The sequence below is a fragment of the Acinetobacter sp. Z1 genome, from assembly GCF_024296945.1.
GTDB classification, from domain to species: domain Bacteria; phylum Pseudomonadota; class Gammaproteobacteria; order Pseudomonadales; family Moraxellaceae; genus Acinetobacter; species Acinetobacter beijerinckii.
Map to the genome: position 1 here is coordinate 3,154,775 of NZ_CP101115.1, position 18,471 is coordinate 3,173,245.

At 39.7% G+C, this 18,471-nt stretch carries 10 protein-coding genes; 3 read left to right on the forward strand and 7 right to left on the reverse strand.

Features of this window, described 5'->3' with window-relative positions; genetic code table 11:
- Positions 1–22 precede the first annotated feature (22 nt).
- Positions 23–967, forward strand: a complete 945-nt coding sequence (locus NGC85_RS14955) for a DnaJ C-terminal domain-containing protein (protein WP_254732194.1) — start codon at positions 23–25, stop codon at positions 965–967.
- 11 nt (positions 968–978) lie between these two features.
- Positions 979–1,305 carry a chaperone modulator CbpM gene (locus NGC85_RS14960; protein WP_004659218.1) on the forward strand — a complete coding sequence of 109 codons (327 nt, stop codon included), beginning with the start codon at positions 979–981 and terminating at the stop codon, positions 1,303–1,305.
- 34 nt (positions 1,306–1,339) lie between these two features.
- On the opposite strand, the gene NGC85_RS14965 is transcribed toward NGC85_RS14960, so the two are convergent.
- From NGC85_RS14965 to rpsO, 4 genes are all read right to left on the reverse strand, one after another.
- The gene (locus NGC85_RS14965; protein WP_254732196.1) at positions 1,340–2,563 is read right to left on the reverse strand and encodes a magnesium transporter CorA family protein; all 1,224 of its coding nucleotides are present in this window, start codon (positions 2,561–2,563) and stop codon (positions 1,340–1,342) included.
- Between the two features lie 136 nt (positions 2,564–2,699).
- On the reverse strand, positions 2,700–4,019 hold the full coding sequence (locus NGC85_RS14970) for a dicarboxylate/amino acid:cation symporter (protein WP_169108844.1): 1,320 nt from the start codon (positions 4,017–4,019) through the stop codon (positions 2,700–2,702).
- 256 nt (positions 4,020–4,275) lie between these two features.
- Positions 4,276–6,366, reverse strand: a complete 2,091-nt coding sequence (gene pnp / locus NGC85_RS14975) for a polyribonucleotide nucleotidyltransferase (protein ID WP_254805617.1) — start codon at positions 6,364–6,366, stop codon at positions 4,276–4,278.
- A gap of 255 nt (positions 6,367–6,621) precedes the next feature.
- Entirely contained in the window at positions 6,622–6,891 is a 270-nt protein-coding gene (gene rpsO, locus NGC85_RS14980) for a 30S ribosomal protein S15 (RefSeq protein ID WP_004656162.1), read from the reverse strand.
- Between the two features lie 236 nt (positions 6,892–7,127).
- Here rpsO and NGC85_RS14985 point away from each other — a divergent pair, with 236 nt between their 5' ends.
- On the forward strand, positions 7,128–8,426 hold the full coding sequence (locus tag NGC85_RS14985; RefSeq protein WP_254732198.1) for a serine hydrolase: 1,299 nt from the start codon (positions 7,128–7,130) through the stop codon (positions 8,424–8,426).
- Positions 8,427–9,127: 701 nt separating this feature from the next.
- Here the strand turns inward: NGC85_RS14985 and recD are convergent.
- The 3 genes from recD to NGC85_RS15000 all read right to left on the reverse strand — a co-directional run bounded on the left by recD (position 9,128) and on the right by NGC85_RS15000 (position 18,352).
- Entirely contained in the window at positions 9,128–10,840 is a 1,713-nt protein-coding gene (gene recD / locus NGC85_RS14990) for an exodeoxyribonuclease V subunit alpha (protein ID WP_254805618.1), read from the reverse strand.
- A 132-nt stretch (positions 10,841–10,972) separates the two neighbouring features.
- Positions 10,973–14,686 carry a UvrD-helicase domain-containing protein gene (locus NGC85_RS14995; RefSeq protein ID WP_254732200.1) on the reverse strand — a complete coding sequence of 1,238 codons (3,714 nt, stop codon included), beginning with the start codon at positions 14,684–14,686 and terminating at the stop codon, positions 10,973–10,975.
- A gap of 3 nt (positions 14,687–14,689) precedes the next feature.
- A complete protein-coding gene (locus NGC85_RS15000; RefSeq protein WP_254732201.1) occupies positions 14,690–18,352 on the reverse strand; it encodes an exodeoxyribonuclease V subunit gamma in 3,663 nt (1,220 codons plus the stop codon).
- Between the last annotated feature and the right edge of the window lie 119 nt (positions 18,353–18,471).

Below are 18,471 nucleotides of genomic sequence, written 5' to 3' on the forward strand. Positions count from 1 at the left end.
GCAATAGATAAGACGATAATCAATGCCAAAAAACTATTATGAAGAATTGGGTGTGACCAGAGAAGCTTCTGCAGATGAAATCAAAAAAGCCTATCGAAAATTGGCGCGTAAATATCATCCTGACATTAGCAAAGAAAAAGATGCGGAAGCTAAAATGCAGGCGATCAATGTTGCCTATGACACTTTAAGCAATACCGAAAAAAAAGCTGAATATGATCAGATGCTCGATCATCCACAAGGTTTTTCGCATTCTGGGCAAGGTAATCCAAGCGGATTTGATGGCTCACAATTCTATCGTCAAAGCTCAGGAGATGGTGCAGATTTTAGTGGCTTTGAAGATTTATTTGGTCGTTTCGGTTCAGGTTTCGGCGGAGGGCAACAACGTTCGCAGCGTCAACAACGCAGCTATCGTGGCGAAGACCAACATGCCAGTATTCAGGTGGATTTAGATATTGCTTATCATGGTTCAACACAACAAATTACGCTGCAAATTCCAACCTATAGTGTTTATGGCGAACCTGAAGTCCAACGCAAAACCCTAGAAGTTAAAATTCCGAAAGGAATGAAAGAAGGTCAACAAATCCGCTTAAATGGTCAAGGACAAATCGGTATCAATGGCGGCGAAAATGGTGATCTTTATATTGAAATCCAATACAAAGAGACTGATCGAATCCGTGTCGAAGGCGCTGATGTTTATCAAACCATTGATGTTAGCCCTTGGGAAGCAGGTCTCGGAAAAAGTATTGAAGTTCATACTCCTGCTGGGCTGTTTAAAGTGAACTTACCGAAAAATGCCAAAAATGGACAACAATTACGCTTAAAAGATAAAGGGATTCCAAACAAAAACGTTGGACATCTGTATTTAATAATTAATATTGTTTTACCGCCAGCACATACCGAACAAGAACAACAAGCTTACCAAACATTTGCTGAAAGCTTTTCATCGTTCAGACCTCGTGCCTCATAAGGAGTAAGATCATGACAACCATTCAATACAAAGAAATTCAATATGACGGTCACTGCCAAGTTGAAATCATTGATGAACAATTGGCACTTGATCTTGAGCACTTTGCAGAGGCTTGTGGACAAAGCACTGACTGGGTTTTAAAACTCATTGATTATGAAATTTTACAAATTCAGGTCGATCCACAAAGTTATCAATTCATCGGTGAAGATGTTGCACGCGCTCGTCGAGCATATCGTTTACAACGTGACTTCGATGCAAGTCTCTCTGCTGTCGCCGTAATGTTAGACTTGATTGATGAGGTGCAACAGCTACGCAAACAACTCAAACATTTTCATTAATCAAATGTATCGCATTCATAAATGACTAAACTCTTTATTTCAGTTTAGTCATTTTCTCGACTTCTTTTAGCGTTTGCTTAATCGGTTCATAATCCAAGAACCACAGCAAATTAAAATTCCGCTGTCTGTGCTGCTGTGCTAATAAATCAATCACACTCCGCTCACCACGTCCAACCAAATGCTGTCGATAAAAATAATAGAGCAAGAATACGGTGCTCATCAACATAACCCCAAGCATGATCCAAAAGCCAACAGGTGATTTCAGTCCCGGAATAAACTCAAAGTTCATGCCATATACTCCCGTTAACAAAGTCAGCGGTGCAAATATCGCAGTAATGATTGCCAAGATACGCATGTTTTCATTGGTTTGATTGGCGATTGCTGAGAAATGTAAATCTATTGCAGATTGAATTGCATTCCTTAAACGTAAGGTATGTTTTTGCACGCGCTCAACATGGCTCATCAAATCATTCAAACGAACCAAGAGAATGTCCTGTGCTTTATGTTTACGCTCACCGAATACATGATGATAATTATCCACGAGTTCATCTCTAAACTCCTGCAAAGTTTCAATCTGTTCTTCACATAAGTTTTCGATTTGCTGAAATGCCATATCCTCATGGAACAACTGATGCCACTGCTTAAAGCGACGATTGCCTTGTAATAGCTGCTGTTGCCAATATTCCACACGGCGCGTCAATGGTTTACGTAGATTCAGATAACCATCAATCATGCTATTAAGTAATCTTAAGGATAGATCAGCTGGTGTAGTGGGTAATTTACGCGGTTTATTTTGCTCTACAATTGCTCGCCCCATAATCATTTGCAGACGCTGGATGTAACTTTCTACCGCTTTATTACCCTGCTCTCTTACGCTCACCAAAACTGTGGGTGTAAAAATAAAACTCATTGGCGTGGTCGCTAAACCAAAAATACTTTCATGTGATTCAGTGGTGCTATCACTTTCAAGAATCTGATCATCTGGGCTAATCAGCTTTCTAAATACCAGAAGATCATATTCCTCAACAGTGTCAAATGCACAGGGATGCTCAATATTGAGTAAATCGCGCATATGAAATTCATTTGGTACAAGTCCAGTATACTCGTAAATATTCTTTTGCCATGTCTCGGTATGGTTCACAAGATCTTGTCTTAAGCTATCCACCCATAAAAATTCAAGCGTATGCTCTAAATGTTCTTCTGCGCTAATAAAAATGGTATTTTCAGTATTATGGCGATAAAAATAATAAAGTTGCATAGGTCTTTATGAGTGTGAATATCTAAGCAAATGCTGCCATGAAGCTTCGTAAAAAGCTATGGATATTACATAGCAAAATATAATCCCAAAAAAAGCCTTCATGTATTGCATGAAGGCTTTTTAACAATATTAAAAATTAAACGTCTTGCTTCACGATACCATGTTTTAAAGCTTGGTCTAATTGCTCTTTATCTAAAGCATTATCCCATTTTGCAACCACGATTGTTGCACACGCATTACCAACTAAATTGGTTAATGCACGACATTCCGACATGAAGCGATCAATACCTAAGATCAATGCCATACCCGCAACTGGAATCGCAGGTACAACTGAAAGTGTCGCCGCTAAGGTAATAAAACCTGCACCAGTAATACCTGCTGCACCTTTAGAACTCAGCATCGCAACCAATAAAATCGTGATCTGCTGAGTAAAGCTCAGTTCAATATTACATGCTTGTGCAATGAATAAAGCAGCCAAGGTCATATAGATATTGGTACCGTCCAAGTTAAATGAATAACCAGTTGGAATCACCAAACCAACAACTGATTTTTCACAACCCGCTTTTTCCATCTTCGCCATAAGTGATGGGAGTGCTGCTTCAGATGAACTCGTTCCAAGTACTAACCACAATTCATCTTTGATATAACGAATCAGATCAATAATAGAGAAACCATTGTATTTTGCCACTGCGCCTAAAACAATGATGACAAACAATAAAGCCGTGATGTAGAACGTTGCTATCAGCAACATGAGATTACCAATAGAGCTAATACCATACGCACCAATCGTGAATGCCATCGCACCAAATGCACCAATTGGAGCGAACTTCATCAACATACCAACCAAGGTAAAAACAGGATTGGTTAATTGTTGAAGAAAATCGGTTACAGGACGACCAAGATCACCTGATTTAGCCAATGCCAAACCAAATAGCACTGCAACAAATAAAACCTGAAGAATCTGTCCAGACACGAATGGACTGACCAACGTATCAGGAATGATATTCATTAAAAAACCAGTAATAGTCGATTCATGTGCTTTAGCCGCATATTCATCTACTTTAGTGCTGTGCAAAGTGCTTGGGTCAATATTTAAACCATGTCCAGGTTCAATCAAATTACCAACAATCAGACCAATGATCAGCGCAAGTGTTGAAAAGGTCAGAAAGTAGATCATCGCTTTACCCGTTACACGTCCAACACTACCGAGATTTTTCATCCCAGCAATACCAGTCACAACGGTAAGGAAAATCACAGGAGCGATAATCATCTTAACCAATTTAATAAAGGCTTCACCAAGCGGCTTTAAGCTTTCACCAAATTCAGGGAAAAAATGACCTAATAATATCCCCGCAACAATTGCGAAGATCACTTGCACATAGAGGATTTGATAAAATTTGGGTTTCTTTGGTGGCTGTTGGTCATCTTGACCTGCGGCTACATGGTCGACGTGCATGCGCGATATTCCTTCATATTGGGATGAAAAATAGACTTCCGACTGTCTATCTAAAACCTAATAAACACAGGTAGGAGCGGAAAGTTTGAGGATTCTACGTTAATTGTGATAAATACAATTTGAGCTATAGACTAATGTCTAATATAAATTTGATTTATGTTTATAGTTTTGATTTTTTATATCTATAACTTTCATTAAGTTAATAAAAAAGCGCATTGTTAAAACAATGCGCTTTTTTTAAGCTGAGATCTTACTATTATTGAGCTTGCTCAATATCTTTCATTGTCAACTTGATACGACCACGATTATCAACATCAGCAACTTGTACTTTAAGCTCTTGACCTTCTTTCAATACATCAGTCACATTTGCAATACGCTCATTTGAGATTTGCGAAATATGAAGTAAACCGTCAGTACCTGGCATGATATTAACGAACGCACCAAATTCAACGATGCGAATCACTTTACCATCATAGATCTTACCTGGTTCAACTTCAGCAGTAAGTGCTTGGATTTTCGCAATCGCAGCACGAGCAGCAGCTTTAGTTTCACCAAATACACGTACTGTACCGTTATCTTCGATATCAATCGCAGCTTTAGTTTCTTCAGTAATCGCACGAATGGTTGCACCACCCTTACCAATCACGTCACGAATCTTGTCTGGATTGATATTGATTACTTCGAAAGTCGGCGCATTGGCACTAATTTCTGCACGCGCACGTGAAATGACTTTGTTCATTTCATTCAAGATGTGCATACGACCAGCAAAAGCTTGGTTTAATGCAACTTCCATAATCTCTTCAGTGATCCCTTCGATCTTGATATCCATTTGAAGTGCAGTAATACCGTTTGCAGAACCTGCTACTTTAAAGTCCATATCGCCAAGATGATCTTCATCACCCAAGATGTCAGAAAGAACTGCAAAACGCTCGCCTTCTTTCACTAAGCCCATTGCGATACCCGCAACTGGCGCTTTTAATGGAACACCTGCATCCATAAGTGATAATGAAGCACCACATACAGAAGCCATTGAAGATGAACCGTTAGATTCAGTAATGTCAGATACAATACGAATCACATATGGGAAGCGGTCAGCCGCAGGAAGAACTGCTTGCACACCACGACGCGCTAAACGACCATGACCGATTTCACGACGTTTAGGACCAGATTCACGACCAGTTTCACCTACAGAGTATGCAGGGAAGTTATAGTGCAACATAAAGTTGTCAGTTTTAGTACCAGCAAGGGTATCAACCATTAACGCATCACGAGTATTACCCAAAGTTGTTGTTACCAACGCTTGAGTTTCACCACGTGTAAATAATGCAGAACCGTGAGCACGATCTAATACACCCACTTGCACGTCGATACCACGAACAGTTTTCGTGTCACGACCATCAATACGCGGTTTACCCGATAAGATGTTGTCACGTACTGTACGGTATTTAAGATCTTCAAATAATTCGTTTACTTCATCAGCAATACCCGTTTCGTCATTTTCTGGAACGAACTGCGCAACTGCTTCAGCATAAAGCGCGTCAAGAGCAGCATAACGATCTTGTTTCACAGCAATAGTATATGCTTCTGAGATTTTAGCTTCGAATGCTGCTTTTAATTGCTCAAGCAATGCTTCGTTTTTGTTTGGAGCAACCCAAGTTGATTCAACTGCGCCTGCAGCGGCAGCAAATTCTTTGATCGCTTGAACTGCAATTTGCATTTCGTCATGACCAAAAAGTACAGCACCTAACATTTGATCTTCTGAAAGCTCTTTCGCTTCAGATTCAACCATAAGCACAGCTGATTCAGTACCCGCAACCACAAGGTCAAGATCGCTTTCTTTTAATTGTTCAAAATTCGGGTTTAAAACATATTCGCCGTTGATTAAACCAACACGTGCACCAGCGATTGGACCACGGAAAGGTGTACCAGCGATAGATAATGCCGCTGAAGCACCAAGCATTGCTGCAATATCAGCATCCATCGTCTTATCAGAAGAAACAACCGTTGCTGTTACTTGGATTTCGTTGAAATAACCTTCTGGGAATAACGGACGAATTGGACGGTCGATTAGACGTGAAATCAAAGTTTCAGCTTCAGATGCACGGCCTTCACGTTTACCGTAACCACCAGGAATACGACCCGCTGCATATTGTTTTTCTTGATAGTTAACAGTCAACGGGAAAAAATCTTGACCTGCTTTTGCTTTAGGTTGCGCAACAACCGCAACTAAAACAGTTACACCACCCATAGTGACTAAAACTGTATTTGCTTGACGTGCAACGCGACCCGTTTCTAAAACAACTTGGTGTTGACCAAATTGGAATTCTTTACGAACTATATTAAACATAGACATGTATTGTATTTTCCTAATTTTATTCTAGTGAGACCCCTAAGGTTTGGCATTCAGACCACAACTGCTGTGTAGATAAATGACAAAGCTTAGAAGCCATCGCACTAGATCAAATATTTAAAAAAGTTAAACGCAAAGAAGGAGCGAACAAGCGCCCCTTCTTAAAATCACCTAAAATAAATTAGATGAAACTCTCTTTTCAGCGATAAAGCATAACAACATGCGAAATAGCGAAAACAAAGTAAAATCGAATTAACGACGTAAACCTAATGCGCCGATCAAAGCAACATAACGACCGTGATCTTTACCGTTTAAGTAATCAAGTAATTTACGACGTTGGTTAACCATACGAATCAAACCACGACGGCTATGATGGTCATGTTTGTGCTCTTTAAAGTGACCTTGCAAATCATTGATTTGAGCAGTCAACAAAGCAACTTGTACTTCTGGTGAACCAGTGTCATTTTCAGCACGAGCAAATTTAGCGATGATCTCTGCGCGATCAGTATTAGTTAAAGCCATTCGATTTCTCCGAGATGCTTAAAAGTTAAATGATAATGATCAGTTGCAAGCAACCGACTGCCGTGCATCACTACAGCAAGGCGCTATTTTAAGTGATCTATCGTTATATTGCAAAAATGTTTTATGTTTACTGGCAATTCGGCAGCTGACAGCGTTGAACAAAAACGGCACACTAGGATGAATCTGTTTTCAATTTATAACAGAAGTGAAAGAAAACGAAAAAATGCGAGGGAATCGTGAAAATTTTATCTACCAATACCTGTTATGTTCCAAAAGACCTGAATCAAGTGATTCGCTCCAAAGATGAGGTCGCAGCTGAATTGGGTGGGATGACGGAACGTCAAATCCAAAAAATTTGGAATAGTGTCGAACAACTTTATAAAACAGGTAATTACCCGCTTGTAACCTTATGCTTACGCCGTAATGGACAGATTCTACTCAACCGAAGTGTTGGCTATGCACGGGGAAATGCTCCAGAAGGTTTAGCTGCTGATGCGCAAATCGGAACACCAGATACTCCAATTTGTTTATTTTCTGCCTCTAAAATGGTCACTGCAATGCTCATCCATATGCTGGATGAACGTGGTGATCTAAATTTACTAGATCCAATCAGCTACTATATCCCTGAATATGGTGTCAACGGAAAGCGTCGTGCCACCATTTTTCATTTACTTTCTCACCGTGGTGGAATCCCTCGTATTGATCAAGAAGTTACTCCTGAACTTCTGTTCAACCAAGATGAAGTTTTAAAGTTACTTTGTGCTGCTAAACCTGTTTCACCATCAGGTACTCACCTCGCCTATCATGCAGTTACCGCAGGTTATATCTTGGGTGAAATCGTTAAACGTGTAACAGGACAAAATGTTCGTGACTTTTTGGCTGAACAAATCGAAAAACCAATGGGACTTAACTATTTTAACTACGGTCTCAAACCAGAATATCGTGCCGATGCGGCATTAAACTATGCCACAGGAATCCATCCAAGTTTAGGCACGGATCACTATCTCAATCACGTATTGGGTGGCGGGCTACAACTTGCGGTCGATGTGACTAATGACAACCGCTTTATGGATACGATTTGTCCTGCTGGAAACATCTATACCAGTGCTGAACAAGCTGGACGCTTTTTCGAAATGTTATTAAGTGGTGGTGAATACCAAGGTAAGCAAATCATGTCACCACAAACAGTGTTTAGATCAACCCTTCCTACTTCTGGTGTAAGCTTGGATCGTACTTTATTAGCACCAATGCGATATGCATTAGGTCCAATGTTAGGAAGCAATCCGATTGGTTTATTTGGACCAATGACAGGGCAAGCTTTTGGACATATTGGTTTCTCTAATATTTTATGCTGGGCTGATCCTGAGCGTGATATTAGTGTATCTCTGTTGACGACTGGAAAATCTGTTGTTGGAACACATTTACCAGCACTAGCAAAAACACTATATCAAATCTCAACGAACTGCCCGAAGATTCCCAAAAATCAACGCCGTTCGTTATTTGCCACTGATCGTACAGAAAATGATAACGTTTAAAGAATAGTAAGCACAAAAAAGCCCAAGTTGTAGCTTGGGCATTTGCGCGTAGTTTTTTATTATTATCATTTTTACTTTATTTTTATTATTCGTTGTTTTTATCTTCTACATTCGGCCCTCTGAATGTACTACACACATCATCATTTTAGTCTTTATTCAGATGCTTGCTATCTTTCTATACCGACTATTCTGTCACAATCAATTGTGGAGAAAAATAGCATTTTGCTTATCTCTTTGTAAGCAAAAACGTACAGGTCTGTATAACATTTAACTTAATAATAAATAAAAATTGTAGAACAATCATATTTTTAGTTTAAATATTTAGTATAAATAGCCCTTGAAAAATTAAGTTTAAAAATGAAGATGCTCATATGAGGCTTACAATAGATTTGAATAAAATAAATACAATGATTATCATCGAGTTATGAACGTTTTTTGATAATAAATAAAAAAGCCCTGTAGTCTCTCCCAAAACTACAAGGCTTAGCGGCTGTAAGTTTCCTCTTTTATCACTTACCTCACTGTAAGTTCGCTGTCTCATTGACGTTATTATAATATTTTTGCGATTTACCTAGCTTTCCTTGCTAGGCTCTTTGTGTATACATGATCTCAAAAACCTTTATTTCACTCTAGCGACAATATCTCGAATCTCTGTAAGCTTTTGCTTACAAAATAGTGAATTTTAAAGAATAATTACACAATCACGTTAAATTGATCTTTTGCACTAAACCACTGCGGCGAACTGTTCGTACTGTAAGTGATTGTAACAACGCTTTCCGGTCTGCCAGTAGTGTCACCACTTTTTTAGCTCGGGTGACGGCTGTGTAAATTAACTCTTGGCTTAATAGTTTTTCTGCATTTGCATCAAATACAATCGCTGTATGTGTAAACTCTGAACCTTGAGATTTATGAATAGTTAAAGCAAAAGCGGTTTGCATATTTCTAGGCAAACGGTGTGCTGAAATCCATTTGTTTAAACTTGGAAAAAACACTTCAAATTGCTGTGGCTGAGCTCTATGTTTAAAACAAATTCCAATATCGCCATTTGAAATTCCTAACTGATAGTCGTTATAAGTCATCATTACAGGACGACCCACATACCATTCAGCAATCGCTATCTGCTTGAGTTGCTGATTTAACCAGCGTTCAGCATATCGATTGATTTGTTCAATACCTAAAGTACCATGTTTCACTGCCGCTAAAATTCGGTAGTCATCAAAAGTACTGATCACCTGTTGAATATATTCTGTCGGTTGCTCAGCATTTAAATAGGCAATTAATGAATCAACATAAGCTCGAAAACCATACATTAATTTTTGTTGATATTGTTCAACATCCATTTTTTGTGCAGTAGCGAAATACTCGAGTTGGATCACATCTGACATTTCTTTAGTTAATGTAATATCTTGCAACGGCGCAGCTTTTACAATTTCGTCTTCAAGTTGTGTCAAAATCAATTCTGGTCGTGATGAATCTTGTTGTGCTTGAATAAATCGTGCAAATTGTCCGATTTTGGCTTCATCTGAAAATCGACGGCTATTTTTAAGCTGCACGCGGTTCTCAGCCAAAGCATCAACTTGCTGTAAATCTGCCAAAACTGAGCCTACATCAACCGAAGCCAATTGATTAGCATCACCTAGTAAGATAATTCGACAAGATTCAGGTACAGCTTCAAACAATGCAGTGGCGAGATTTAAGTCCAACATTGATGCCTCATCGACAACAATCACATCATAAGGCAAGGGCTGCTTCGCATTAAAGCGAGGAATTTGTCGATTTCCCATTCCCAATAAACGATGCAAGGTCTGTGTGCTTTGATTGCGTAACTCATCGGTGACCAAACCAGAAGCAATTAATTTAGGATCTTTAAATGAGTTTTGCAGTGCTTCTTGCATTCGCTGCGCGGCTTTTCCGGTGGGTGCAGCCATTGCAATTCGGATATCAGGAATCATTTGGTTGAGTGCCGCAATGATACGTGCCAAGGTATAAGTTTTACCTGTACCTGGCCCACCTGTGATGATACTGAGCCATTGTTGCAATACCATTTTCAGAGCAGCTTGTTGAAATTCATCTTCAAGCAATGATTCATATTCAGAAATATCGATTGCTGGTGTCATTTGTCGCTTTAATCGGCAAATCTGCTGTGCGAGGCGTTGTTCTAACTGCCAATATCGGTATAATGCCAAGCCCTGCTGATCGTAGACACATGGGGCAACTTGAGTGGCTGCTTTTTCGCTTGAAATTGCTAAATCACCCAAGGTTTCGAGTTGAACTGAATCAACTTGAATACAACTATCGCCATTTAAACTAGCTTCAATCAGTTGTTGTAATACATGTGCAGCACTATCTGCTTGAGCAGATTGAGAAAATTGGACTTGTGTGAGATAACGACTCCACACATTTATCCAAGTCATTTGTTCTGACTGATCACTGATTAGCTTGTCCACAGAGTTATCCTCAAACTTACCCACACGCTTGTCCACAAGGTTATAAACATGCTTATCCACATGATAAGACTTTGTTTAATTTAAATTTAGCCATTTTATCTACACAACATTCCCTAGTTTATCCTCAAAGAAATATCCCAATATTGCGTCCAAACGCAAGATAAACTCATCCTCAGGTTTCCAATAAAAATAGCCTTGATCAGCTTGTCCATTCATGCCGCGCAAATATAAATAAGATGCGCCACCTAAGTGCTGGTCAATACGATAATTTTGCAATTTCACACTTAAATAACGGTGCAATGCCACTAAATATAAAGCGGCTTGAAGCCAATAACTGGATAAAGACATACTTTCAGCAATGTGTGTAGATTGATAATCTGCTTGATCTTCACCTAAGTAATTACTCTTATAATCAGCAATATGGTATCGCTGCCCATCAAAGTAGACTAAATCGATCGAACCATTCAAATAGCGTGCTGATTTCGCATCAATAAACTCAGGCATTTGAATGTCATACTCTTCAAATAACTGTTGTACACGCTGCATCGCTAACACACGATCGGATAACGCTAAGTAAAACGGACACTCTGATAAATACTGTCCTACGACTAATTGTTGTAATTGAAAACCTTGGTTGAGTGGTGTTTGCAATACATCTGCTAACCACAACGCAATCCATTGATATAACTGTTGCTCAGCATTCTCTTGTTCAGGAAAATGTTGCTGATATTGTTCTAATAATGCGACCCATAAAGCTTGATAGGTATTTTTAAAACGGCGACGAATTTCCTCGATCCATGTTTCAGGATGCTGAAAGTCAATCTGCTCAAAAATCTCATGCAGGAAATTTCCTGCCAACGTCCCTTTTGGAAAATATTGTTTAATCCAAGCAATCGGTTGTGATACGGCAACACTTTCAACTGTTAAGAGATTGATTTCATCTTCAGCCTGATCAAACTGTTGATCCGCATTCGCTAAGCGATCAAGGCGATTGGCTTTATGTTTAAGATGCTGCGCCAAATAACTAAAACTGGTTTTTCCACGCGCATAAAAACGTTGTGTAGGTAAAGGCTCAGCGGCTAATAATCGCTCTAGCTGAGTTTCTTGTGTTCGTAAAGAAGCTGGGCGTTCCAACAACAAATGATCTTCAACACTATATTGATGCTGAAAAATATCCCCGCGGTTTTTCCAAAATGCCAAACCTGATAATTTATTTTTATCGCCTTTTTCAGGTTCAAATACCGCATAAACACGGTGACTTGCACGCGTTAATGCCACATACCATAATCGATTTTGTTCAGCCTGTGCACGTTGCTGATGCTGATCGAGTTCTGTTTGTTGCAAAAAGTTTTTATCTGCGATTGCCACAACACGTTGCGTTCGGGTCTGTCCTGTCTCGGGGATTTGAATTTCAGTGGTGGAGAAATTTAAAGTCTTCTGCATTTCAGAAAATGCTTTGTTCGCGCCAAGTAAAAATACAATTTTAAATTCTAGACCTTTGGATTGATGAATGGTCATCAACTGCACACCCGCTTCACTGGATAGCTTATGCTCCAGCTCCCACTCTCGGTCACTTGGAGAATGGAGTTGTTTTAAATACCAATGATAGAGGTTTTGGATGCCTTGAACATGCTCACTGTGCTGGCTCAAAATATCAGTGAGATGGCGTAGATTCACCACCGCACGTTCATTATCTTTACTTTGCGTTGCGACCAATTGCTGCCAAATTTCAAATTGATTTAAACAACGTTGCCATGCCGCCAAGAATCCCTGATTAAGCCACATTTCACGGATGTCATCGAACTGCTGAATATAATGACTCAACCCTTCTGCACTCTGTTCCAATTCGATGAGTGTCGATAAATCAAAGCCAAACAGTCGACTGAGTAAAGCTCGTTTTAATTTGGCTTCATCAAAAGGATGCAGTAATGCCGTCAGTAATGCGCCAACATCTTGCGCGATCTTTGAATCAAACACACTACGCTTTGATGGACGATTGACACGGATACCTAATCGCTCTAAAGCATATTGAACTTCATCTAGCTGACGATGACTACGTGAAAGTACCGCAATGTCATCTTCACTGATAACTTGGTGATTTTCTCCATCTAGATATAGCTGTTGCAAATGGGCTTGATTGAGTAAGCTTTGAATCTTCCAAGCTACTTGGGTTGCTTGTTCATTTCCATCTTGTAGTTGTAACCAACGTAATGGTGCAGGATTGACTTGCTCATTTTCAATCAATGCTGGATGCGGACGTGCCCCCGCTTGAATTGGGTCATAAACTACCTGTTCACCAAAATCCATTTGCCGTTGAAATAGTACATCCACAACTTCAACCAACTCTTTGACTGAGCGATGGTTATGAATCAGCTTATATTCACGCCCATGCTTCGACATAATGTCTTGATAAGCATTTAAAAAGGTCAGCATATCACCACCGCGGAAACCATAAATTGCCTGCTTACGGTCGCCCACCATGATCATGCAGCCTTTTTGGTAACGTTGTGGATGTCGCCAAATGGTCGCTAACATATCATCTTGATCTTGGTTGGTATCTTGAAACTCATCCACCAAAATCAAAGGATAGCGTGCCTGTACAAACACCGCAAAACGTTGACCTTGCTCACCTTTTAATGCTTCTGACAATGTTTTGATTTGTTGGGAAAATGTGGTTTCACCTTTTTGCTGTAATACTTGCGGCAAGCGTTTTTTGACTTCAATACACAGATACGCTTTTAGATACACCTGAAGTTGTTCAAATTGTTGTTGTGTTTCTTTTAAAGAATGGCAAAGTTTTTGAATGTGTAGAATCGTAGGATGCTGATAAAAACCATCCGAGACTTCAGCGGGACATTTTTTAAAAATCTTCTGACTGTCGAGCTTGTCTAAAAATTTAAAAACAGTCTCTCGAGCATCAGAAAGATAACCATCAAAAACCTGTACATTTTGCGAATCTGCAAGCGCTTTTAATAGCTGCGGTAAAGACTCACAAAAGAGCTTATTAAAGGCATTGTTACGAAAAGAAGTACCATTAATATGAGAATAATATGCGCCATCTAAATTAAAATATTCAGCCAAAGCACTGAGTTCAATTTGCTGTGCTTGTTGTTGCCACTGTTGTAATTGAGCAAGCTCAATTACAGGCATGTCAGGTAATTTAAATTGTGCAGAGCTAAAATTTAAAGAGCTTTCAACCATCCCGACAAAATGATCCACACTTTTAAGCGCACCCACACTATAAAGTGCATCAATTACATGTTGGGGTTGTGATTGAATCCATTCTCGTAATACATCATGGATCAATTGACGTGTATAAGCTTTCGCATCTTCAGTGATTTGAGCACGTTCGATCTTGCCACTTTCAAAGGCAAACTCACGTAATAACTTTTGGCTAAAGCTATCCAGTGTTCCTACGAACAGCTCATCTAACTGGTCGATCACCAGTTTTAAACGTTCACAGGCATAGGCAATACGTGGTGCAAAAGTTTTGAGTAAATGCTGCTTCAACGGATCAGATTCTTGCGCTGCACGTATGTAAATATCACTTTCCAATACCGTTCGCATTGGTTCTAAATATTGTTGAACTTCAATCAATCGAGCACGGATACGGCTTTTTAACTCTGCGGCAGCAGCACGAGTAAAGGTCGTCGCAATTACTTGGTTAGGCAAATATTTTTCTAAGAAAATGCGAACCATCAAACTCGACAAAGTATACGTTTTACCCGTTCCAGCCGATGCTTCAATCAAATGTAGACCTTCAAATTGAATATCACAAATGGGTTGATAAGACACAGGAAATTTTGAACTCATGTCTTACTCCACTCGTAAAAATTCAAAAACAGGTTGATACAGCGCATAGCTATAATGATCACAGGCGTATTGTAATAGTGCTGCTGCATCTTGTTCTTGTAAAATAAATTGCCAATCACGATGTAGTTTACACGCTTCGTTTTGTGTCATATCAAAACCCGAAAAATCACCTGTATCATTCCAATCTTTCAAAACTTGCTTTTGACTGTCTTCGACTAAAACCTGCTGGCTATTCTGTTCAATCCAATCATAGTGCTTGCCTTTTTCCAAAGGCTTTAGTAATAACGCCGATGGCAATACCACTGGTTGTTGTTGCCCAGTTTGCCAAAGGTGTAACCATGCTTGTAAATATTGCTGCGCTTGCTGCGAACTCAAGCCTTCACAGATCACGGTTTGATCGCTAAATACCACGATACGGCGCTTCTCTGTCGCCGAATCATGATTCAATATCATCAACCACAGTAAATATTCCAACCACACTTTGGCAAAGCGTTTAGCACGAGCACTTGATGCATCTAAACTCACCCAGTCTTGCGTCATTTGTTTCGGAGTCACACAACTCATTTGCAGTTGTTTGGAAACGCGCCAAACTCGCTGCGTTGTTTCAGTCGGTGCTGCTGCATATTCCTGCAATCGCTCCAACAAACGTTGTTGTTCTTGTTGGCTTTGTTGCCAAGCACTTTGCTGTACCTTACCTACAGGTAACTGATCTTGCAGAATCTCTGGTGAGCTTTGATTATCTTGTTGCTGTAAAAAATGGCGGATTGCATATTTACCTAAACCATCTAATAACAAAGGCTCGTTTTGATCAACCAAGTCGGTAGCACTGAGATTCTCCACACCCAAGGTTTTTAGATATAGTCTTGCTGGAAAGGTGACATCCTGAATCCATTGTTGACTATCTAAAATCACCATTTCACTCTGTTCAATAGAATAAGGCGTATTCACCCAAGCTTGACGCTCACCTTTAACCTGTTGAATTTGTGATGCCACTTTAAACCAATGATCTTGAAAACGCGTATAACTTTGTTCTGCTAAAAAACCGAGTGGATCAAAAGGCTGCAAGCGATGCAGATGATAAAGCGGATAGAGTTGTGGTGGAATTTGCAGTGCTGCATATTCTCCCGTCAAATAATCATCCTTTGGCGCTACTGCATTCTCTCCCTGTGAGAGAGATTGAGAAAGAGGCGGTTTGATAATCAATCCCAAATGATCACGGAAACCTTGTAAGACACTGGATGGCTCCCGAACTTCGCCATCATTAATATCAAAGCCATTATAGAACAACCATAATTGCTCCTGCGCCAATAGCACAGCATCTAGAAAAGCCCCCTGATCATCTTCTAAGCGAGAACGATCTCCTAGTTGCTGACGTAGTGCATCCATCAAATCAAAAGGAATATGACTGTCGCGATTTGGAAATTTACCTGTATCCAAATTCAACAGCACAATTAAGCGATAAGGAATCGGACGGATTTGTCCAATTTGGCTAAAGGTGATTTGCCCTGTGGGTTCAACTTGCGTAGATTGACTCTCTAAAGTACGTTGAATTTCTTCAAGGATATACGGCAAAGGTAATGATATTTGGCGGAGCTGTGTTTCAGTATCATCGTAATAGCTCGCTAAAGTCAGCATACGCTCTTGTTTTTGAATAATTTCACGAACCGCTTTCAAAGCCACAATGTCAGCTTGCTCAAACTCTTGCACATCTTGTTTGATCAGTTTTAACCATGATTCTACAGATAAACGTTGACCCTGTTCATGTGCCACCAACCAGTCTCGTCGTGCTGATAAATCCTGATAAATCTGAATCAGAATACCAATCAATTCAAAATCACTCGGCTGCACCAATGCATAACTTAAAGTCTGCTGCACCATCACATGTGCTGGTACAGCAATACCTAGCGCTAAACGATCTAATGCAAACTTAAAGCTATAGCGGTAATCCGTATCCTCCGCACTTAGACTTTGTTTAAGATGCACCTCATCCAAACCACGTTTAAAGCCTGCATCATTAAGCAATGCTAAAATGCGCTGTGCTTGCGAGTAATCCAAAGCATAGCGTTGTTGTGTCGCAGTAAGATTGAGCCAATCTGCAAAATCATCTTGGCTAAACCGCCCTTGCGGCAATTGCAAACGTCCTAAAACTGCACGCCATGCATTTAAAGCATCTAACTGTGCTACACCTGCAATTTTGACAGGAAGAAACACATCGTGTTGATTTGGAACAGATGGAAAAACACTTCGAATTAGGGGTTCTAACTCAGCTAAGTTTGGCGTAAGAATCAAAATATCATTTGGGCGACGTGCTACAGAATCTGGTACGGATAACCAATGTATTAATTGTTCTTTCAGGACTTCAAGCTGCCTCAAACTAGAATGACAAACATGAATCTGAATCGAATGATCATCCACTTGAAGTGGGTATTGCTCAGCAATCGGTTCAGCTAAATAAAAAATATCAGACTGTATCTTGCCCAATAGCGTTTCAGGAAAATGATCAACAAAGGCATCCACCCAGTTCCCTTCTTCCCCCGAAGCCAGTTGTGATAATAAAGAGAAATTATCTCGTGCCTGTTTACCAAGCCGTGTAAGTAATGGATGACGAGATTCTCGATTTAAGGCATTAAAACCTAGACTAAAGCTTTCAAAAAATGCTGAAATTTCAGCATCCGTCGCTTTTGGATTTTTGCCAATAAAACGTTCTTTCACCCCCAAGTCATAACGTTGTTTCCACAAGGGATCGACACTATCTGCCCAATATTCCTGAGAAGGGTTATAGTGCAAAATCAACACGTCTAGATATTGTCCCAAACGGCGTAAAAACTGTAATTGACTCGGCGGTAAATCCAATAAAGTAAACACAATCACTTGTGTCGGTAATTGCGCTAATGCTTGTGTGCGAGTCTGTTCATTATCTAAAATTTGCCAAAAATCAGCATCAATGCTTTGCATTTCTACAAAGTCATCATGAAAATGGTTTTGCCACAACCAACGTTGCCATGCTTCTAATTGTTCAGTTTGTTGCAGACTAAATGCTGACGTTTGCTGATCTGTTTTCGAGATCAAATTTTCGATATTGAGTGCTTTATTCTGTCCCCAAATTGAAAGCCAATTTCCTGAGCACATACAATTGCTTTTGCAGTTACTCTGGCAGTAACCACGATAAATCATATAGTTATTAAATAGATGGGATACTTGTTCTGCCACCCAATACAGCATACTTTGTTTTTTAAGTTGCTTTTCTGTGCCCTGTTGCAACTGATCTGCACTGTCATAAATGCGCTGCACAATTGAATATAACGGATGCTCTGGCTCAAGATTGATTTTGTCAGCACGAATGAATGGCTGTAAAGCTTGATGCACACGCCATTTCAAAATCAAACGCGGAATATTGGCTTTACGAACCTTTTCTTTATTCTCAAGAACCTGTTGATAGGCATACCACTGAAAGCCCCGAATCCGTTGATGAAATTGATAATTTGCCGTCATCCCTTGCTGTTCAGCAATTTTCTGCGTTAACCATTGCTCTTGGGCAGCACTTGGCACAATAAAATGTTGGGTTTTAAACACCTGAAATGGCGAGGTAATAGTCTGGGTAATTGATGTCATCACACCTTGTAATAACACATCAAGGCGTTGACTCTGAATAACATGAATACCCATGTAACAATCCAACCTCATCAAAAAATTGATCATATAAATGCACGAAAACGTACATATTTATCACTATACAACTTCGTGTAACTATGTCACGTTAAACACACAATCAAATAAAAAAATTG